Source organism: Pandoraea horticolens, from assembly GCF_902459555.1.
Taxonomy (GTDB): domain Bacteria; phylum Pseudomonadota; class Gammaproteobacteria; order Burkholderiales; family Burkholderiaceae; genus Pandoraea; species Pandoraea horticolens.
In genome coordinates this window covers 1-20,025 of record NZ_CABPSM010000027.1, presented here as the reverse complement: position 1 = coordinate 20,025, position 20,025 = coordinate 1, and the positions used below count along the sequence as shown (strand labels likewise).

20 protein-coding genes and 1 pseudogene are annotated in these 20,025 nt (G+C 60.3%); 17 read left to right on the top strand and 4 right to left on the bottom strand.

Annotated elements, in window-relative coordinates; all coding sequences use genetic code 11:
- The first annotated feature begins 123 nt into the window (after positions 1-123).
- From PHO31112_RS25655 to PHO31112_RS25640, 4 genes are all read left to right on the top strand, one after another.
- A complete protein-coding gene (locus tag PHO31112_RS25655; protein ID WP_150624367.1) occupies positions 124-870 on the top strand; it encodes an SDR family oxidoreductase in 747 nt (248 codons plus the stop codon).
- Between the two features lie 157 nt (positions 871-1,027).
- A complete protein-coding gene (locus PHO31112_RS25650) occupies positions 1,028-1,882 on the top strand; it encodes a DJ-1/PfpI family protein (RefSeq protein WP_150624365.1) in 855 nt (284 codons plus the stop codon).
- Positions 1,883-1,927: 45 nt separating this feature from the next.
- Positions 1,928-2,392, top strand: a complete 465-nt coding sequence (locus PHO31112_RS25645; RefSeq protein ID WP_150624363.1) for a YybH family protein — start codon at positions 1,928-1,930, stop codon at positions 2,390-2,392.
- A 171-nt stretch (positions 2,393-2,563) separates the two neighbouring features.
- Entirely contained in the window at positions 2,564-3,610 is a 1,047-nt protein-coding gene (locus tag PHO31112_RS25640; protein ID WP_150624361.1) for an SDR family oxidoreductase, read from the top strand.
- Positions 3,611-3,759: 149 nt separating this feature from the next.
- On the opposite strand, the gene PHO31112_RS25630 is transcribed toward PHO31112_RS25640, so the two are convergent.
- Positions 3,760-4,707, bottom strand: coding sequence for a GlxA family transcriptional regulator (locus PHO31112_RS25630; protein WP_150624359.1), 948 nt, complete (start codon positions 4,705-4,707; stop codon positions 3,760-3,762).
- A gap of 207 nt (positions 4,708-4,914) precedes the next feature.
- On the opposite strand from PHO31112_RS25630, the pseudogene PHO31112_RS28300 reads away from it, so the two are divergent.
- A pseudogene (locus PHO31112_RS28300) lies at positions 4,915-5,333 on the top strand (Rid family hydrolase).
- A gap of 201 nt (positions 5,334-5,534) precedes the next feature.
- Here PHO31112_RS28300 and PHO31112_RS25620 read toward each other — a convergent pair.
- Entirely contained in the window at positions 5,535-6,278 is a 744-nt protein-coding gene (locus tag PHO31112_RS25620; RefSeq protein ID WP_150624357.1) for an SDR family oxidoreductase, read from the bottom strand.
- 98 nt (positions 6,279-6,376) lie between these two features.
- Between PHO31112_RS25620 and PHO31112_RS25615 the strand changes: the two genes are divergently transcribed.
- Together PHO31112_RS25615 and PHO31112_RS25610 are read left to right on the top strand one after the other, a co-directional pair.
- Complete coding sequence (locus PHO31112_RS25615; RefSeq protein ID WP_150624355.1) at positions 6,377-7,288, top strand: AraC family transcriptional regulator; 912 nt, start codon at positions 6,377-6,379, stop codon at positions 7,286-7,288.
- Between the two features lie 357 nt (positions 7,289-7,645).
- A complete protein-coding gene (locus tag PHO31112_RS25610; RefSeq protein ID WP_150624353.1) occupies positions 7,646-8,104 on the top strand; it encodes a RidA family protein in 459 nt (152 codons plus the stop codon).
- Between the two features lie 144 nt (positions 8,105-8,248).
- Here PHO31112_RS25610 and PHO31112_RS25605 read toward each other — a convergent pair whose 3' ends face one another.
- Complete coding sequence (locus PHO31112_RS25605; protein WP_150624351.1) at positions 8,249-8,953, bottom strand: SDR family oxidoreductase; 705 nt, start codon at positions 8,951-8,953, stop codon at positions 8,249-8,251.
- Between the two features lie 214 nt (positions 8,954-9,167).
- Complete coding sequence (locus PHO31112_RS25600) at positions 9,168-10,409, bottom strand: MFS transporter (protein WP_150624349.1); 1,242 nt, start codon at positions 10,407-10,409, stop codon at positions 9,168-9,170.
- Positions 10,410-10,525: 116 nt separating this feature from the next.
- Between PHO31112_RS25600 and PHO31112_RS25595 the strand changes: the two genes are divergently transcribed.
- The 10 genes from PHO31112_RS25595 (at position 10,526) to uraD (ending at position 19,851) form a co-directional block, all read left to right on the top strand.
- Positions 10,526-11,464 carry a LysR family transcriptional regulator gene (locus PHO31112_RS25595; protein WP_150624348.1) on the top strand — a complete coding sequence of 313 codons (939 nt, stop codon included), beginning with the start codon at positions 10,526-10,528 and terminating at the stop codon, positions 11,462-11,464.
- A 19-nt stretch (positions 11,465-11,483) separates the two neighbouring features.
- A complete protein-coding gene (locus tag PHO31112_RS25590) occupies positions 11,484-12,098 on the top strand; it encodes an LON peptidase substrate-binding domain-containing protein (protein WP_150624346.1) in 615 nt (204 codons plus the stop codon).
- Positions 12,099-12,246: 148 nt separating this feature from the next.
- Positions 12,247-13,122, top strand: a complete 876-nt coding sequence (locus PHO31112_RS25585) for a ParB N-terminal domain-containing protein (RefSeq protein WP_174995887.1) — start codon at positions 12,247-12,249, stop codon at positions 13,120-13,122.
- Between the two features lie 2 nt (positions 13,123-13,124).
- A complete protein-coding gene (locus tag PHO31112_RS25580) occupies positions 13,125-13,796 on the top strand; it encodes a GntR family transcriptional regulator (protein ID WP_246178565.1) in 672 nt (223 codons plus the stop codon).
- Positions 13,797-13,981: 185 nt separating this feature from the next.
- Positions 13,982-14,785, top strand: coding sequence for a 2,5-didehydrogluconate reductase DkgB (gene dkgB, locus PHO31112_RS25575; protein WP_150624344.1), 804 nt, complete (start codon positions 13,982-13,984; stop codon positions 14,783-14,785).
- 118 nt (positions 14,786-14,903) lie between these two features.
- Entirely contained in the window at positions 14,904-16,214 is a 1,311-nt protein-coding gene (gene tcuC, locus PHO31112_RS25570) for an MFS transporter (protein WP_150624342.1), read from the top strand.
- A 185-nt stretch (positions 16,215-16,399) separates the two neighbouring features.
- A complete protein-coding gene (gene tadA / locus PHO31112_RS25565; protein WP_150624340.1) occupies positions 16,400-16,957 on the top strand; it encodes a tRNA adenosine(34) deaminase TadA in 558 nt (185 codons plus the stop codon).
- Positions 16,954-17,886, top strand: coding sequence for a muramoyltetrapeptide carboxypeptidase (gene ldcA, locus PHO31112_RS25560; protein ID WP_150624338.1), 933 nt, complete (start codon positions 16,954-16,956; stop codon positions 17,884-17,886). Before tadA ends, ldcA begins: the two co-directional genes overlap by 4 nt.
- Before the next feature lie 346 nt (positions 17,887-18,232).
- Complete coding sequence (gene puuE, locus PHO31112_RS25555) at positions 18,233-19,177, top strand: allantoinase PuuE (RefSeq protein WP_150624336.1); 945 nt, start codon at positions 18,233-18,235, stop codon at positions 19,175-19,177.
- 140 nt (positions 19,178-19,317) lie between these two features.
- Entirely contained in the window at positions 19,318-19,851 is a 534-nt protein-coding gene (gene uraD, locus PHO31112_RS25550) for a 2-oxo-4-hydroxy-4-carboxy-5-ureidoimidazoline decarboxylase (protein WP_425495234.1), read from the top strand.
- The last annotated feature ends 174 nt before the right edge of the window (positions 19,852-20,025 follow it).

Here is a 20,025-nt window from a genome sequence, read left to right as displayed (position 1 = left end):
AAGTCCTTTGCGCCATTCTGTGTGGATTCCATAATTCGCCTACGAAATCAATTTGAGGCAAGCGCAGCAGTACTCTTTGCTCTGCGACTTGATGTGTAGCGAAGTAATGAAAGGAACACAGAAATGAGGCTTAAGAACAAATCGGCGTTGATCACGGGTGGCACGAGTGGCATTGGTCTTGCCACTGCCAAGCTCTTCATTGCAGAAGGTGCCAAAGTGGCGGTAACGGGTCGCGATGAGGCCGTGTTTGATCGCGTAAAGGCAGAACTTGGCGAGAACTCGCTCGTCCTCAAGGGCGATGTGCGTTCGCTTAAGGACATGCGAGCGATTGCTGCCGAGGTAAAAGAGAAGTTTGGTGGCCTGGATGTCGTTTTTGCCAATGCTGGCTGGGCTTTCCCATCCCCACTCAACGACATCGACGAGCAACTCTACAGCGAGATCATGGACATCAACGTCAAGGGCGTGGTGTTCACGCTTCAAGCGGTGCTGCCGGACTTGAGAGAGGGTTCCTCGGTCATTCTCAATACGTCGTTCGTCGATCAGACCGGCAAGCATGGCATTTCGCTGACTGCGGCGGCAAAGGCGGCGGTGCGATCGCTTGCCCGTAGCTGGTCCTACGAGTTTCTCGATCGAAAAATCCGCTTTAACGCGATCGCCCCCGGCGCGACGGAGACGCCCCTGATTGGCAGGTGGGGGATGGCCGACGAGGATGTTCGCAACCTCAAGGTGGAACTCGCGAAAGCCATTCCAGTGGGCCACATGGGGCGGGCAGAGGACATTGCCTACGCGGCGCTTTATCTCGCCAGTGACGAATCCTCCTACGTCGTCGGCACCGAACTGGTTGTCGATGGTGGCGCTTCGCAGCTTTAAGTCTTCGGTGACCGATTTCAGCCCCTGAACGTCATCGCTGTCTATCCAAACCCGCAAACCCAATTAACGCCCGCCAGGATTTTCGTCGTGGCGGTTCTTCAATCTGGCCCAACCTGACTGTGCTTGGAGAGGGGCCAAAGTGCAAGGAGCAATTATCTTGACCGACCATAGCAAAAATAACGCCTATGGAGAGCAACTTAGCAGAGCAGGTCTTTCCCGCCGAGGTGCCCTCAAGTTCGGAAGCGTCGCCGCGCTCGGCGCCGTAGTGGGGGGTGGCGCTTTGCTCGGTAGCGCCACTCCCGCTTTTGCGCAGGCGGGCAGTCAGGCGGAGCTTGCCCCCAATGAACCCCTCAATATTCTGATCGTGAATTACGACGGGGGCACGCTTCTCGATTTCGCTGGCCCTAGCGAGATTTTTCACCGGCTACCAAATACGAACGTTCGCTATGGAAGTCTCAATGGCGGTAACGTCACCCTCGAGTTCGGGGTTGTTTATGGCAACACTGAACGACTGGCCGATATCGAGAAGACCGACCTGATCCTGGTGCCCGGTGGTTCCGATTTGTCGGCGCCTATGCGTCCGGAATACCTGAAGCAGATTCGGCGCCTGGCTGACAGTGCCAAACACGTTACGTCGGTTTGCAACGGATCGCTCGTACTCGCTGCAACTGGCATCCTCAAAGGCAAGCGAAGTGCCTGTCATTGGGCCTTCGTCAACAAGCTCGCCGAATATGGCGCGATCGGCGTTCCGGATCGTTTTGTAGAAGACGACAATGGCCGGTTCATGAGCGGTGGCGGCGTGACAGCGGGCATCGACTTCGCACTTCGCGTTGCCTCGAAGATGAGGGGGCAACAGGCCGCCGAATTCACGCAGCTCGTGATCGAATACGATCCCGCTCCGCCATTCCATTCCGGTCATCCCAGAGACGCACGGCCGGAAGTCGTCGCAATGGTCGACAAGGAATTGCCAGGCGCATCCAAGGGCCTCGCCCGAATCCCAGGCGTTCGCTGAAATACTCGCGGTCACCTTCACTTCCCCTTGATTGGAAACAGATAGATGCGACAAATTCGTCATTTTGCAGCTGCCGTTGCAGTTTGCCTTTCGCCTTTCGTGGTTGCCCTGCCGGCATATGCCAATGGCCTGCAGCCTCAAACCGAAGCGGCCATCAAGGCCGAGAACGCCCGATGGGTGCAAGCCTATGTGCGCGGCGATTACGAGGCGATAGGCCGCCTCTATACAAAAGATGGCTCGCTCCTGCCGCCCGGAGGCAACAGGATCGTCGGGGCCGCAGCAATCGTCGAGCATTTCACCAAAGCCAGCACCGGATCTCAGCCTGACACCGTATCTTTCAGCAATTACGAATTCTACGGAGACGATCGGGTCGTGACAGAGGTGTCGGATGCCGAGATCCACGATCAAAGCGGAAAGCTCAAATACCGAGGCAAGCAGATCCTCATCTTCTTGAAGCAGGGTGGCACTTGGAAGCTGCATCGCGACATGTGGAACGATTCCGCACCCTAACCGGCGTTAGCGCCCCTGCATTTTGCTGACGGGAACCGGTCTGTTCCGGACTCAGGCCGGTGCCCCTTTTTCACACACGTCGCTGCGGGCATGCGGCGACGTGTTGAAAGGCCGAAAAGGGTAGGTTACCGGTGCGGAAATTAACGTATTCATCTTGCGAGTGGCCTAACCATGAAGACAGTTGTCGTTGCAGGTGCGGTAGGCGTCATAGGCCGGGGAGTCCTCGCGTTCTATGAAAACAAGGACGTGGACCTGGTAGCCGTCTCCCGCCGGGCACCGGATTTCCCCACACGCGCGAAGCACTTGCCGGTCGACCTGCTCGACCGCGATTCCTGCGAAAGATATTTCTCTCGGGTTCCGCACGCGACCCATCTCGTGTTCGCTGCCTATCAAGAGAAATCCTCCCCAGCAGAACTCGTCGACGTGAACTTGCTGATGCTCAGGAACATGGTCGAGGTGATGGAGAAGCACGCGCCGAATCTGCGCCACATCACTCTGATGCAGGGTGGCAAGGCTTACGGTGTGCAACTCGGTGCAATGCCACTCTCGCCGGCGAAAGAGAGCGATCCTCGCCATATGCCCCCCAACTTCTATTACGACCAAGAGGACTTCCTCAGAGACCACTCGGTCGGGAAGGCGTGGTCTTGGACCGCGCTTCGTCCGGAAGGCGTTGCTGGTCTGGCGGTTGGGAATCCGATGAACCTGCTTATGGTGATTGCCATTTACGGGACTATCGCAAAAGCCCTTGGCGTTCCCATGTCGTTTCCCGGACCTCGTGCTGCCTACGACGCGCTGTATCAGGTGACGGACACCCGGCTCCTCGCTCGAGCCGTCGATTGGGCCGGGGAAACTGCGCACTGCCGCGGTGAGGTCTACAACATCACCAACGGTGACTACTTCCGATGGGCCCGGGTCTGGCCACGTTTGGCTGATTTCTTCGATGTTCCCGCAGGGGAGCCGATCCCGATGTCGTTGCACCCAATGATGACGGGCAAGGCCGGGCTATGGAATGAACTGGTCGGACAGCATGGTCTGCGCCCGTACGCCTACGAGGAAATCGTATCGTGGAAGTTCGGCGACTTGATTTTCAAGTCTACCTTCGACAACATCACGAGCACCATCAAGGCACGTAAGCACGGGTTCCACGATTGCATCGATAGCGAGGAGATGTATCTCGAGATGCTGGAGGACCTAAGGCAGCAGCGGTACATCCCGTGACATGGGGACGATTCCCGAAAATTAGCATTTGAAGATCGGCGGCTTGATCTTCCCGAATATGGACCAATGCGATTTCTCAGGTCCCTTTGAAGTGCTGTCGCGGATTCCGAACTCGACGTTCCACACCTTATGGAAAGACAAAGGATCGATCAGCGGTTGCCGCTGAGCCTGCTTTCACGTCGAATTGATTGAGGCGGATGCCCATACAGTTTGACGAAGGCTCTGCGCATTCGCTCTGGATCGGTGAACCCTACAGCGAGCGCAATCTGCTCGATGGGTTCGCTACCGTCTTGCAAGCGCAGCCGAGCGGCTTCAACTCGCAAACGCTCGACCGCCTTAGCAGGGGTTTCACCCGTCTCTCGGCGAAAGGCTCGCCCGAATTGTCTCGGACTTAAATTTGCAGCATCCGCGAGTCGCTCCACAGGTAGTGCCTCGGCCAAATGTTCCCTGGCAAAATTCAGCGCGATGCGAATGCGATCCGATTCCGGATCCATTTGCGACATGGCAGAGAATTGGGACTGACCTCCTGGCCTGCGGTACGGCACAACTAAAAGCCTGGAGACGTTGCGCGCAGTTTCCGCTCCCATGTCTTTTTCGATCATGGCTAGTGCCAAGTCTATTCCAGAGGCGATACCTGCGGACGTCCACATGCGACCGTCCGCGATGTAGATACTATCGCCCTCGACTCTGGTGCGAGGGTAGCGAGACTGCAATTGAGCGGTGTAGCGCCAGTGCGTCGTCGCTCTCAGTTCGTTCAATAGGCCGGCTTCCGCAAGCAAAAATGCCCCCGTACACACGCTTGCCACCCGCGACGCTTTGGCACTCAATTTCTTGACAGCGGCGATGTTCTCCGATTCCTGCATCGGGTCTATATCGCCACCTACGAAGATGACAGTATCGAACGTGCGTCTTCCAATTGGCTTTGTTTCGATCGGAAGACCAGTATTGCCGGGAATCAGACCCCCCGCCTGTGAGATGACATGAAGATCATATGGGGTATGACCAACGGCTGTCGCTACCTGATTAAAAGTCGAAAGTGGGCCAGCGAGATCGAGCGCGTCGTGGCCACGGCAAACGAAGAATCCAATTCGATGCATGAAAAGATTGTCAACCGAGAATCCTGAGTTGTCTCATTGTAAGGGAAGTTTGCAGATAGAGTCGTTCGTCTTAAATCGAGGGAAAAACGTCTTTTGAGACTACCTCAATCAGGCGTATGGTTGGTGGCCTGAGCGGTGCAGGCAAGTTATCGAAGATCTAGCCGTTCATGTCGCTCGATAGAGAGAATCAAGACAAGGACATAAGGAATGACCAAGAAAGCGTTTGAGATCCCTGCGGATCACCCGATGTTTGCTGCGACGCAAAGCGGTTATGAGAGTTATGGCTATTCGCCTGCCGTTCGCGCGGGCAACTTTCTTTTCATCGCTGGCGAGGTCGGTTTCCGATCCGACGGCTCGGTTCCCGAGAGCGTTGCTGAACAGACTGAGGTTGCCCTGGAGCGAACTAAGGAAATCCTACGGCTGCAGGGGTGACGATGGCCGATCTTGTCGAGGTGGTGAGCTATCACGTCAATCTTAAAGATACGGTCGATGAGTTCTTGCCGGTCAAGGCCCGCTACACCGAGCGTCCATTCCCTGCCTGGTCGATAATTGGGGTCGAGTCGCTCGCGCTTCCTCAACTCAAGATTGAAATTCGAAGCGTCGCTGTTTTTCCCGAAGGGAAATAACCAAGATCGGCGTCCGCGATGGCATACCGTGGTAATTCGGGTAATGCCTGGCGGGGATGTCGGTACTGCTGACGGTATCGATATTCCCTCCTCGGACGGTTTTGCCCGATACCGTCAATCCGACCGCTTATATCAGCGCATATCGCATGCCCTGCGCGCTTTGCGACTGTCGTCGGGATACGGACGCCGCTGGCGTCCGGTTCAGTGTCCGTCGGCCAATATCTCAGCGTCAGCGCCGGCGGGAACCCGCATGGCACTTGACGGATCGGTCACCGCGCGCCACACCGCTTCGACCACATCCCGCGCATGGGTGATTGGTCCCGGCTCGCGCAATCCCGCCATGAAGCCCTGTACTACCCCGGCATAGGCCTCGTGGTCGAGACCTTGCATGTGGGCGCGTCCATTCTCGCCGAAGCGGGTCTCCGGCGCACGCCCCGGCAGCACCAGGTGCGCGCGCACGCCGAACGCCTCGAGTTCCAATGCCATCGACTCGGTGAATGCGTTCACCGCCGCCTTGCTCGCCGTATATGCGGCGATCAGCGGAATCGCTTTCAAGGTGACGCTCGACGTGACGTTCACGACGACGCCGGCTCTGCGTTGCCTGAACTGCGGCAGCACCGCTTGCGTCATAGCCATCGTGCCGAAGGTGTTGGTCTCGAAGAGTTCGCGTATCGTCGGCATCGGGGTGACCTCAAAGGGCGCTGCCGAGCCGAAACCTGCATTGTTGACGAGAGCATCTAGCGGCCCCGCGGCCTCGACCGCCTGCCGGATGCTTTCGGGATCCGTCACGTCGAGCGCGAGTATGCGTAGATTTGCGGAGCTGGGCAGCACGTCCTCTCGCGGCGTACGCATTGTCGCAATAACCTTCCAGTCGCGCTCGAGGAAGTACTTGGCGGTTTCAAGGCCGAAGCCAGAAGAGCATCCGGTGATCAAAACGGTTTTCATAGGGGGCTCAAAGGTGAGTTGCAATGCCAAGACGATAGACTACCGAGACAGGACTTTCTATAATTGAAAGTCCAGAATTAATTCGCAGGAGTCCGGTTGTGATTGACCCGTTGGCAGAGGTGGTCACGCTTCTCCAGCCACACGCCAGGCACGCCAAGCTCATCGTCGGCGCCGGGCCGTGGCATATCCACCGCTCGGATGCCGGGCAGCCCTTTTATTGCGTCGTTCTTGAAGGCGCCTGCCGCCTCGCGGTTGACGGGGGGGAAACGATTGCACTCAGCTCGGGGGATTTCATCCTGGTCCCTGAGGCTTACGGCTTCGCAATGTCCAGCATGGCGCCGCTCCCGGCCGATACGCCGGAAGCCGTACCGGTTGCCCTTGCCGTCGGGGAATTCAGGATCGGCGATCAGCATGGATCGCCTGACCTGAGAATGCTGGTGGGCCATTGCAGCTTCGACTCTCCCGACGCGGACCTGCTGGTGTCGCTGCTTCCCCGGGTCGTGCATGTGCGTGGCGAGCCGCGACTCACCACCCTTGTTCAGCTTGTCAAAGACGAGTTTCGCGATCGGCGTCCGGCGCGCGAAGTCATTCTCGACCACCTGCTCGAAGTCCTGCTTATAGAAGCCCTTCGCTCGACGACCGGGGCACCCGCGTCGCCCGGCCTCGTGCGGGGGCTTGCCGACGAACGCCTTGCCGTCACCCTCCGCCGGATGCATGAAAGCCCAGCCAGAGCGTGGACGGTGGCAGAGTTGGCCAGGGAAGCGGCACTCTCTCGTTCAGTCTTCTTCGAGCGTTTCAGCCGTGCGGTAGGCCTCGCGCCGATGGCGTATCTGCTGACCTGGCGCATGGCCTTGGCAAAGAACATGCTTCGGCGGAGCAACCGTGGCATCGCCGAGATTGCGGAGTGCGTCGGCTACGGCTCCGCGAGCGCGTTCAGCGTTGCGTTCGCCCGTCACGTCGGATTGCCGCCGGCACGCTACGCGCGGGAGCAGACGGTGCCTGCCCTCTGACTCACCGCGAGGTACTCGTCCAATCCGATGTGCGGAGCGTGATCGCGATATCAGGAATCGAGGCATTAGTTCTCGCTGTGAAGCATCCGAGGGGATTTCATGCGCTTTTGCGTACTACGGTTCCCAAAACGGGGTGACGTGAGGCCTTATTCGTTTCCTGAAAGCAAACCGGCGCATATCATCGAAAACTCAATACCCATCACGAGCAAGCTCAACGCCTTTCAGCCAGTCACGTAGTTGCCCTTCATGCATCGTCTCTGTTCAAGGCGTCTGCCGCGATGGTGAGACAAACACTTCGTGGGCGCGAGCCACTGAATTCGCAGGTGTTTGATTGTCCGAAACTATCGAGGAATTTTCATGAATAAAGTCCGCACATTGATTGCCACTGTTCTTGCCACGGTCGCTGTTTCCGCTATTGCCGCCGAACCGCAGTACCTGAATTCGGGCAAGGTCATGAAAGGGTCGTTCCCTTTTACAGAAGCCGTTAAGGTCGGAAATATGCTCTATCTGTCGGGCCAGCTTGGCATCGTGCCGGAAACGCAGAAGCTCGCACCGGGGGGCGTGGAGGCCGAGTCGCATCAGATGATGCGCAACATCAAGACCGTTCTCGAAACGAACGGTTACGCGATGGACAATGTGGTCAAGTGCACGGTATTCCTCGCCGATATGAAGGAATGGCCTGCCTTCAACGATATCTACAAGCGCTACTTCACCGAAGGTAAGTACCCGGCCAGAAGCGCGTTCGGCGTGAATGGCATGGCTTTCGATGCGCGCGTCGAAGTCGAGTGCATGGCGTCCAAGTCACCGGAAGCCTGAGGGCGTTGGCGGGCGGGCAAGGCAACCGTCCGTACCTTGATAACGCGCTCGAGCCCGAGGTCGTCACGCTGTGATTCAACTTGGCGGCCGATGCGCTGCGCACCCAGGAATGTCTGCAATGCGTTTTGCGGGTGCGCGTCTGCCTCAAACCGAGCGTGTCAGTCCGCCGTCGACACGAATGTTCTGGCCGGTGATGTAACCGCCACCTTCGGACGCCAGAAACGCCACGGTCGCCGCGATCTCTTCCGCCTTGCCGTAACGCTGCATCGGCACGCTCTCACGTCGCGTCTCTTGCTGCGGCAGGCTGTCGATCCATCCCGGCAGGACGTTGTTCATCCGCACGTTGTCCTTCGCGTACTTGTCCGCAAACAGCTTCGTGAACGAGGCCAGTCCGGCGCGAAACACGGCGGATGTCGGGAACATTTCGCTCGGCTCGAACGCCCACGCCGTCGAGATGTTGATAATCGTGCCCGAGCCTTGCTTCTGCATGATCGGGGTCACGAGTCGCGTGGGGCGGATCACGTTCATCAGATAGGTATCCATACCGCGATGCCAATCCTCGTCGCTGATTTCCAGAATCGGCGCACGCGGGCCGTGGCCTGCACTGTTCACGAGCACGTCGATACGGCCCCAGCGCTCGACGGCCAACGCGACCAGCTTCTCCAGCGCCTCGTTCGACTGGTTCGACCCGGTGACGCCCACACCGCCCAGCGCGGAGGCCAATGCCTCGCCCTTGCCGGACGACGACAGGATGCCGATCTTGAAACCGTCCGCCGCGAGACGCCGCGCTGCCGCCGCACCCATGCCACTGCCCCCGGCCGTAATCAACGCTACTTTTTCCACTGTCATGCCGATATCCTCCGAATACGCTGACAAACACCCCGATGGTGGTCAGCTTTCATGATTTGCGTGCGTCAGCGTAACATTGCCGCACACGCTCGACGAACCGGATTTCAACACATCACTCAGTAGAAAAATTACAACGTGATGCAAGCCCTCGGCCGATTGCCGTCGCTTAACGTGTTGCGCGCCTTCGCTGCCGCTCGTCGGCAGTGGCCCGAATTTACGCCTGAATACGCTGCACGAAGCCATGCCGTCTGGCCGCGAACGCGACACCCAACGCGGCCAGTGCGAGCACTACCAGCACATGCGGCAGCGCGGCGGCACCCCATGTCGACAGCACCGCGCCACCCAGGATCCCGCTGCCCGCGAACGACAGATTGAACACCGTCACGAGCATCGATTGCGCAACGTTCTCGTGCTTACCCGCCGCGTTGCCCAGCGCCGTTTGCAAGATCGTCGGTGCGCCGCTGAAGCTGAGGCCCCAGAGTACCGCGCCGGCGACGAGTACCGGCCACGACGTCGGCCATGTCCCGAAGACGACAATGACGATCGTGAACCCGGCGAGGGCCAGCAGCACAAGTCGGCGCAGCCAGCGATCCACCCACAGCCCGACACCCCAGAGCCCCACGAGCGTGCAGATGCCGAACGTCGACAAGACGGCGGCGAGCCGGTCGCCCATGCCTGCCGACGCCAGAAACGGCGCGATGTAGGTATAGAGCGTGTAATGCGCGATAACCCACAGCATCACCACCGCGAGCACCGGACGAACGCCCGGCAGACGAAGGACGTCGATCATCGAGGCCCGCGCGCCGGAGCCGCTGCCGGTGTCGTTCGTGCCCGGCACGTCGGGCACGATCAGGCGCATCCAGCCGACGAGAATCAGCGCGACAGCCGCCAGCGCGCCGAACACCCAGCGCCAGCCGATGAGATGCCCGAGCGCGGTGGCTGCGGGAACACCGATCGCCAACGCGAGGGGGACGCCGAGCATGGCGAACGCGAGCGCGCGTCCTTGCCGCGATGGGCTAACAAGACGGCGCGCATAGGTTGCGATCTCACTCCACGCGAGCCCCGTTGCCAGACCGACGACGAAGCGCGCGGCCAGCGTCAGCGTGAAATCGGTTGAGACAGCGGTGACGGCATTGCAGACGGCAAAGCCGAGCAGGGCGACCAGCAATACCGTGCGGCGAGACCAGCGACGCATCAGCACGGTCAGGGGTACCGCCCCAACGCCGGCGCCGAGGGCGCATAGCGTGACCATCTGGCCTGCCCACGATTCGGAAATGTTGAAGCCGTCGGCCAGCTGCGGCAGCAGGCCGGCGGGCACCGTTTCGTTCGCGGCCGCCACGAACGTGGCGAGCATCAACGCCGTCATCGATGCCCAGGGCGTGGCGTCGGCTAACGTGGACGATGTTGCTGCGCGGCCGTGCGATGGCGTTGGGGAGGAAGCGGGGGAGGTTGACATGAGGGGGAGTCCAAACATGAAGTGTCCCGGGCGGGACGATGTGACGTAGTCTGCCAACGCGCGCTATATTTGATAATTCGCGGGAAATTTGAATGAATTTCAAATCTGAATGAAAAATGGCAACGGACAAACTTGGTGATATGCGTCTCTTCACGAGCGCGGCGACGCTCGGCAGCCTGTCGGCGGCCGGGCGCAAGCTGGGGCTGTCGCCCGCTGCGGCGAGCGCGCGTCTGGCGAAGCTTGAGGCGTCGTTGCAGACCCGTCTGTTCGTGCGCACGACGCGTCAGTTACGTCTCACGGACGAGGGGCGCGTCTATCTCTCGCACTGTCTCGTCGCCTTGCAGGCCATTGACGACGGCGAGGCGGCGCTACAGGCAGGGTGCGCGGCAATACGGGGCAAGATACGGCTGTCTGCATCGACCGATTTCGGACTGCACAAACTGTCGCCCTGGCTTGACGAATTCACGGCACGTCATCCTGACGTGCGGCTATCCCTGACGTTGACCGACTCCATCTCCAATCTCGTGCAGGACGACGTCGATCTGGCGATTCGCTTTAGCGAGCCGGATGACGGCACGCTCGTGGCGCGACGTCTCGCGCCGATGTGCCGTGTGCTGTGTGCGTCGCCGGATTATTTGGCCCGTCATGGGGAGCCGTCGACCCCGGAGGCGCTCTCGGCGCATCGGTTCATCGTGTTGGTGACGTCGTCGGGGCCACTCAACGAGTTTCATTTCCGCAAGGCGGAAGCGACCTGGCAATTCACGGTGCCGATGGCGCAGGCGTGGGAGACGAACGATGGGACGCTGGCGCGCCGCTGGGCGCTTGACGGACGGGGGATTGTGCGCAAAACGCTGTGGGACGCCGCCGACGATGTGCGGGCAGGGCGGCTGAAGATCCTGCTTTCCGATTACGTCGACAAGGAGCCGGGGGTGTATGCGGTGCGGCATCGTACGCGATACATGGTCCCGCGCGTGCGCGCGCTGCTAGATTTCCTGATCGACCGGTTCGCGCAGGAGGCGTCTGTCTGTCCAGACATCGGCACTTGCCGTGTGTGACTTCGTGTCATCATATGGCATGGCCCAGATCCCGCTCTTCCCGCTCGGCAATGCCCTGTTTCCCGCTGGGGTATTGCATCTGCGCATCTTCGAGGTGCGCTATCTCGACCTGATCAAGCGATGCCTTGCCGACGGCACCGAATTCGGTGTCGTCGTCTTGCGTCAGGGCAGTGAAGTGCGTCTGCCCGATAGCGTCGAGGAGCCCGCCATGATCGGCACGATGGCGCGCATCGACGACTGGCGTGCGACCATGCCGTCGTTGCTCGAAATCGTGTGTCGCGGCACAACCAAGTTCCGTCTCTCGTCCGTCGAATTGGGGAAATACGGGTTATGGATGGGAGAGGCGCAAATGCTGCCGGACGACACCAATGTCGCCATCCCCGATTCGCTCCAGATCAGTGCCGATACGCTGGGCAAGCTGATCGCCGGGTTGCAACGCGATCCGGCGCGTGCGGCGAAATTGCCGTTGGCGCCGCCGTACCGGCTCGACGAATGCGGATGGGTTGCTGATCGCTGGGCCGAGTTGCTGCCGTTGCCGGCGCACGAAAAGGAAACGCTGCTGAGCATGGCGGACCCGGTGGCACGTCTGGCACGCATTCAGGCCTTCCTGACAGACCACGGCGTGCTGTCCTGAGCGCCCGGACGAGCAAGGTGTGACGGGGACGTTTCGTCAATGCCGGTCAGACAGGCGATAATGCGGCCTGCAAAGTCTCTCCTTGCCGACGTACCACATGGCGCTGCTGCCAGCGGCATCGGGTACGGGGGCATCGTTACAAAAATCCATGACAGTCCAGATCAACGAAGAACTCAAGGCGTACATCGATCCGTTGACGCCTGATGAATATGCTGCGCTCGAACAGAGCCTGCTTGCCGAAGGTTGCCGCGACGCGCTCGTCCTGTGGGGCGATGTGCTGGTCGACGGCCACAATCGCTACGAGATCTGCCGTAAGCACAGCATCGAATTTCGAACCGTCCAGAACCCATCGTTCAAGTCGATGGACGACGTGCGCCTGTGGATGATCGACAACCATCTGGGCCGGCGCAGCGTGTCCGATTACCAGCGCGGCGTGCTGGCGTTGCGCAAGAAGACGATTCTCGAAGCGCGTAGCGGTGGCGCAGAAGCTCCTGCACCGGCGGAAGCCCCGCAGGCCGAGATGGCGAACGATGGCGCCGCCCAGGACGGCGGCAAGACCTCGATTCCGGCGCACACGATGGCGCTCACGCGCGCGGCGCTGGCTCGGGCGGCACGTCTGTCGAGCAATACGCTGGGGCAAATCGAGCAGATCCACAATGCGGCGGCGCCGGAATTGGTGGATGCGGTCAAGCGCGGCGAAGTGTCGATCAATGCGGCGGCGGCCGTCTCGACCTTACCGGCTGCGGCGCAAGTGGCAGCGGTGGTGGCGGGCAAGCAGGAGTTGCGCGAGTTGGCACGTCAGGTGCGTGAGGCGCGTCCGGTCAAGCCGCGCAAAAAGAAGGACGAAGAGATCGTCGAAGACGACGATGACGGTACCCCGCCGTGGGACACCAGCGCCGATCCGTCCGACGAACTGACGCGTCTGTCGAAAGAACTCAAGGCCATGACCGCCGAGCGCGATGCGCTCAAGAAAAAGGTGGCCCATCTGACGATTGCGCTCGCGGAGGCGCGAGCGGGTAAGTGATCATGCGAACCTCCGGACCCCAGGCACGTCATCAGGCCATTCGCGATACGCTTCGCCACGAGATATTGAGCGGCGTGCTTCCGGGTGGGTATCAATTGCGTCAGGAAGCGCTGGCCGAGCGCTTCAACGCCAGCCGAGTGCCAGTACGCGAAGCGTTGCGTCAGTTGGAAGCGGAAGGATTGGTCACGCACCGTCTGAACCGTGGTGCAACGGTGGCGAGCATGAATCTCGAACAGTTGTGCGAGTTGCTCGATATTCGCGTAGCGCTCGAATGCCACGCCGCCAAGCTCGCCGTGCCCAATATGGCGGAGCGCGACTTTCAGGTGATGGAGCAGATCCTGGCCGAGTACTCGGCGTCTGAAGTCGTCTCGGAGTGGGCCGAGTACAACCGGCGTTTCCATCTGGCACTCTCCGCGCCGGCCAACAACCGACGTCTGCGGATGCTCATCGAAGAATACTGCCTGAATACCGACCGGTATTCGCATTTGGCTATGTCGCAGGCCACCGGCAAAGAGAAGCCACAGCACGACCATTACGAGATTCTGACGGCATGCCGGCGTCGCGACGTAACCGCGGTGGTGTCTCTTCTCGAGGCACACATTCTCAGAACGCGCAATGAAATCAAGGCGATGGCGCGTGACGACGTCGGCTTTCTTGCGCGTGCCGCCATCTGAGCCCATTTCCCGATTGCAGAGAGCAACATCCTAAGTCGCACATATTTATGAACCCGAGGCACGAATCTTGTGCGTCTGCGGGGACTTTTGGCGCGAGCGGGAATCCGACACACTGTGGCCTTCAGTCAAGCCATTCAACCGACGTTGATTTTTCTGGCGCGACGTTTTCGACAGGAGTTGCACTCATGAGTCTTCCCGCCTTCGGCCTCGGCACGTTCCGTCTCAAGGGCCAAACGGTATTCGACACCGTCACCAACGCGCTGGAGTTGGGTTATCGTGCCATCGACACGGCGCAGATCTATGAGAATGAGGCTGACATTGGCCGAGCTCTCGCGGCATCGCCCGTCAAGCGTGACGAGCTGTATCTGACAACCAAAATCTGGATCGACAACTTTTCCCACAACAAGCTGATTCCGAGTCTGAAGGACAGTCTGTCGAAGCTGGGCACCGACCGCGTCGATCTGACGTTGATTCACTGGCCGTCGCCTGCCAATGCCGTGTCGATGGAGGAATATCTCGGCGCGTTGCGCGAGGCGCGTGAACAGGGGCTGACGCGTGCCATCGGCGTCTCCAACTTCACCATCGCGTTGCTTCGGCAGGCCATCGGTATTGTTGGGGCGGGTGAATTGGCGACCAACCAGATTGAGCTGAGTCCGTATCTGCAGAACCGGAAGGTGGCGGAATTTGCCCGCTCGCAGGGGGTACCTATTACGTCGTACATGACGCTGGCGTACGGCAAAGTGCTGAACGATCCGGTGCTGGTGAAGATTGCCGGCAACCATGGGGCGACGCCGGCGCAAGTGGCGCTGGCGTGGGCGATGCAGCAGGGGTATGCCGTCATTCCGTCATCGACCAAGCGCGAGAATTTGGCCAGCAACATAAAGGCGCGCGATTTGCGCCTGAGCGATGAGGACATGGCGCAGATTGCAGCGCTGGATCGCAACGATCGTCAGGCCAACCCGGCGTCGCTCGCCCCGGCCTGGGACTGAAATATTCGGTAATACGGGCTTGGCGGGGGGGGGGGCTCGCGCGAAGGAGAAACATGGTGTCCGGGCGTCGAATCAAGTGCTATCTTGAGCGACATTGTGTCCGGTGAGGTGGAACTTCATGGCTACCAGCCCCGTCAGCCCTGCGTCGGTTTCGCGTACATCTCCATCGAAAGTTGCCACCGTGATTCGTGTCACGAGTGGCAATTTCATGGAGATGTTCGACTTCTTCCTGTTTGGCTTTTACGCCACCTACATCTCCGCGACGTTTTTTCCATCGGGCGACGAATTTGCGTCGCTGATGCTCACGTTCATGACCTTCGGCGCGGGCTTCCTGATGCGGCCGTTGGGCGCCATCATTCTGGGTGCGTACGTTGACCGGATCGGGCGTCGCCGGGGGTTGATCGTCACATTGTCCATCATGGCGATGGGCACCGTTCTCATCGCGTTCATCCCTGGTTTTGCGACCATCGGGTATCTGGCGCCGCTGCTCGTGCTCATTGGCCGATTGTTGCAGGGTTTTTCGGCGGGTGTCGAGTTGGGCGGGGTGTCCGTCTATCTGTCGGAGATGGCGACGCCGGGTCATAAAGGCTTTTATGTGAGTTGGCAGTCGGCGAGTCAGCAGGTCGCCATCATCGTGGCGGCATTGCTGGGGTACCTGCTCAACAAATGGCTGACGCTGGGGCAAGTGGCAGATTGGGGTTGGCGCGTCCCGTTTTTCATCGGCTGCATGATCGTGCCAGTGTTGTTTGTCATTCGGCGTTCATTGCAGGAAACCGAGGCCTTTCTTGCGCGCAAACATCGTCCGAGCACGGGGGAGATTTTCCGTTCGATCATGCAGAACTGGGGGCTGGTCGTGGCCGGCACCATGCTGGTGGCGATGACGACCGTGTCGTTCTACCTGATCACCGTCTATACGCCGACGTTCGGGAAATCGGTGCTCAAGCTGTCGACGACCGATGCGCTCGCCGTGACCTTCTGCGTGGGGGTTTCCAACTTCATCTGGCTGCCGGTGATGGGTGCGTTGTCCGATCGTATTGGACGGCGGCCGCTGTTGATCGTCTTTACCGTGCTGACCATCCTGACGGCGTATCCCACGTTGGCGTGGCTCGTTGTGGCGCCGACGTTTGGCAAGATGCTGATCGTCGAGTTGTGGTTGTCCTTCCTCTATGCGAGCTACAATGGCGCGATGGTGGTGGCGCTGACCGAGATCATGCCGGTGGATGTGCGCACGGCGGGATTCTCGCTGGCGTATAGCCTGGCGACGGCCCTTTTCGGCGGTTTCACCCCGGCGGTGGCGACGGCGCTGATCGGCGTGACCGGCAACAAGGCGGCGCCGGGCTGGTGGATGACCTTTGCCGCCGCATGCGGATTGATTGCGACGCTTGTGCTGTATCGCAAGCGCGGTGTGCCGAACGCCGTGATGGCGTGAGGGTGTGGTGCCCGGCTGAGAACGCGGGATATTGCTGGTGACAGGATGTGCGGGATGTGGCGAGGGGCGCGGTGGTAGCGGGGGGGGCTGTGCGAGAATAGCGCATTGCCGATAGCGGCCAATTGCGCTGTGCGGGGCGAGTCCGGAAGGGGTGGCAACGCGCGGCGGCTTTTCGTCAACGTTTCATGAATCGAGATTTACCCGCGACCGACGAGACCTACATGGGCCTGGCGCTCCAGCAGGCTCGCGCCGCAATGGCGCAGGGAGAGGTGCCGGTCGGTGCTGTGGTCGTTTGCGACGGGCAGGTCGTCGCCGTCGGGCACAACTGTCCGGTGGGCGGCCACGATCCGTCTGCGCATGCCGAGATGCAGGCGTTGCGGGCTGCGGCGCAGGCGTTGGGCAACTACCGTTTGCCGGAGTGCGAGTTGTACGTGACGCTCGAGCCGTGCGTCATGTGCGCGGGCGCCATCATGCATGCGCGAATCAGGCGGGTGGTGTATGGTGCGATGGACCCCAAGACGGGGGCCTGCGGCAGCGTGGTCGACCTGTTTGCGGAGCCGCGCCTCAATCATCACGCCGAAGTCATTGGCGGTGTCATGCGCGACGAGTGCGTCGGCATTCTCCAGACCTTCTTTAGCGAACGGCGTGCTGCAGCGAGGGCACGACGTTTGTCGGCCGCTGCCGAGGCAGCGGCCGAGACGCCGACGCCTACACCTACACCTACACCGGGATCTTCCAATTGACGCAGACCAAGCATCTCCAACTGATTGCGCCGTCCGGCTATGCGCCCGACGCCGAGGTTGCCGCGCGTGGCATCGAGACGCTGGAGCGGCTTGGCTACACCGTGGCCAATCGTGAAGCACTTGAGCGCCGGTATTTGCGCTTTGCGGGCACCGATGCCGAGCGCGTAGCTGAAATCAATCGACTGGCGCAACCCGACCACTCTGTTCCCGACGTCGTACTCGCGGTGCGCGGCGGGTATGGGGCTGTGCATCTGCTCGATCATCTCGACTATGAGGGGCTGCATAGCCGGTTGTCGGGCGCACCGGTGGCGATGATCGGTCACAGCGACTTCACCGCAGTGCAACTGGCGCTGTTGGCGCAGGCGCATCTGAGCACCTTTGCGGGGCCAATGTTGCTGGCGGACTTCGGTGCTGAGTCGCTGAGCGGCTTCACCGTCACGCAATTTCAATCGGTGCTGCACTCACCGAGTCACGTTGCCCAGTGGCAGGGCGATGGTGCGAGCGGGGACATCGACGTCTCCGGCACCTTATGGGGCGGGAATCTAGCGATGGTATGCAGCCTGATCGGCACGCGGTATCTGCCGCAGATCAATGGTGGTGTGCTGTTCGTCGAGGACGTGAACGAGCCGCCTTACCGGGTTGAGCGGATGCTGTATCAGTTGCATCAATCCGGCATTCTGGCGCGGCAGCGGGCGTTGGTGCTGGGGGACTTCTCGCAGTACCGCGTGACCGACTACGACAACGGGTACGACATGCCGACCATGATCGAGAGTGTGCGCAAGGTCATCGGTATTCCGGTCGTGACAGACATGCCGTTCGGCCATTGTCCCGACAAACTGACCTTGCCGGTCGGGGGGCATGCCAGATTGCAGACGTCAGGGACAGAGGTCACGCTGACGCTTACGGGATATCCCTATATGGCGGCGTGACACCGGGCCGAGGGTTCGGGAAGGCGCAAACGCCGTATACGAAAGCACGCCGGGTCGATTCGACGGCCCGGCGTGCTTTTTTGCTGTCCGGCCGGTTTGGTGACGGTTGTGCGAAATTTGTGGTTGTTTGGCGAGTACTTCGTGGAAGTTGGCGTTCCATGGGGTGCGGTGGCGAGGGCGATGTGGGGCGAAGTCTAGCCATGTGCAGGGTTGTGAGCGCATGGCGAAGAGGGGGCGACTATACGTCCAGACGCAGCCTGAATATCTGAATATGGCTATGTTTCCGGGGGGTGGATTTGGCTACACTTCTTCGATCGTTCCGCCATCAGAAGGACGCCAAGACATCATGGCCAGCAACAACGCAAGCTCCAAGGACTATCCCCGCGACCTGATCGGTTATGGCCGCCACGTACCGTTTGCCGACTGGCCGGGGCGTGCGCGAATCGCCGTTCAGTTTGTTCTGAATTACGAAGAAGGCGGCGAGAACTGTGTTTTGCACGGTGATCGAGCGTCCGAGCAGTTCCTGTCCGAGATCGTTGGCGCGGCGGCTTACGAGGCGCGTCACATGAGCATGGAGTCCATTTACGAGTATGGGTCGCGTGCGGGCGTGTGGCGCATCTTGCGTGAATTCGAGCGTCGCGGGCTGCCGCTGACCGTCTTCGGTGTGGCGATGGCCATGCAGCGTCATCCGGAAGTGACTGCGGCGTTTCAGGCGTTGGGGCACGAGATTGCGTGCCACGGTTGGCGTTGGATTCACTACCAGAACGTGGATGAGGCGACGGAGCGCGAGCACATGCGTATCGCCATCGACATCTTCAAGGAAATGACGGGGAGCGCGCCGCTTGGCTGGTACACGGGCCGCGACAGCCCGAATACGCGCCGTCTGGTGGTTGAGCAGGGCGGGTTTGTCTACGACTCGGACAACTATGGCGACGACCTGCCGTTCTGGACGCAGGTGCAGACGAGTGGTGGCGAGGTCAAGCCGCATCTCGTCGTACCGTACACCCTTGATTCCAACGACATGCGCTTTGCGGCGCCGCAGGGTTTCAACACGGCGGACCATTTCTTCCATTACCTGCGCGATGCCTTCGACGTTTTGTACGCGGAGGGTGACGAGGCGCCGAAGATGTTGTCCGTCGGCATGCATTGCCGGTTGCTGGGCCGTCCGGGGCGCTTCGCTGCGTTACAGCGATTCCTCGATCACATCGAGAAGCATGATCGCGTGTGGGTGTGCCGTCGCATCGACGTGGCGCGTCACTGGCAAGAGCGTCATCCGTTCGTGGCGGCTTAAGCGAGTTCATGCGTGAGGCGCTGCGTTCGGAGGGGCGTAGTGCGTAGTGGTTGGTATCCAGATTGAATCCGACAGGCGTCATCGGGCTGTGCGTGGAGCATGGCGGGGGGCGCCACCTTTGTTTTCCAGGAGAGCGGTTGATGAACGCCCCGTTGCCTATGACACAACGTACTGTTGCCGAGTTGTCGGTGCTGCTGCTCGCCGAGTTCGTTGCCGCGCTCGACGGCATTTTCGAGCATTCCCCGTGGGTGGCGGAAGCCGCGTGGGAAGACCGGCCGTTTGCCACCGTCAATGCGTTGCATGACGCCCTGTGCCAAGCTGTGATCGATGCGGGTGAAGGCCCGCAGCTTGATCTCATACGGGCTCACCCTGAGTTGGCGGGCAAGGCGGCGGTGCGTGGCGAGTTGACGGCTGAGTCTACGCGAGAGCAGGCGGGGGCGGGGCTCGATCAATGCAGCGCTGAAGAGTTTGCGCGTCTGACCGAACTAAATGGCGCGTACAAGGCCAAGTTTGGTTTCCCGTACATTCTGGCGGTGCGTGGTCACACGCGCAGCAGCATCATCGAGAATTTTGCTGTGCGTCTTGAAAACAGCCGGGCGGACGAGATTGAAGAATGTCTGCGGCAGATCTTCCGGATCGCGGGATTCCGTCTGGAGGATCTGGTGCGCGACTAAGACGCAGGCAGATCGGGCGGATGGACGTCCGCCACAGAGTTTCAACCAGGTTTCGTATTCACCCTTCTCAGACTTTACCGAATCATCAGGAGTTGGCATGGCCCTCGTTCCGCAAGATCCGAACGCACCGGAATTCGTGCGCCGTTACGTCAATCTGGCCGATCCACGCCTGGG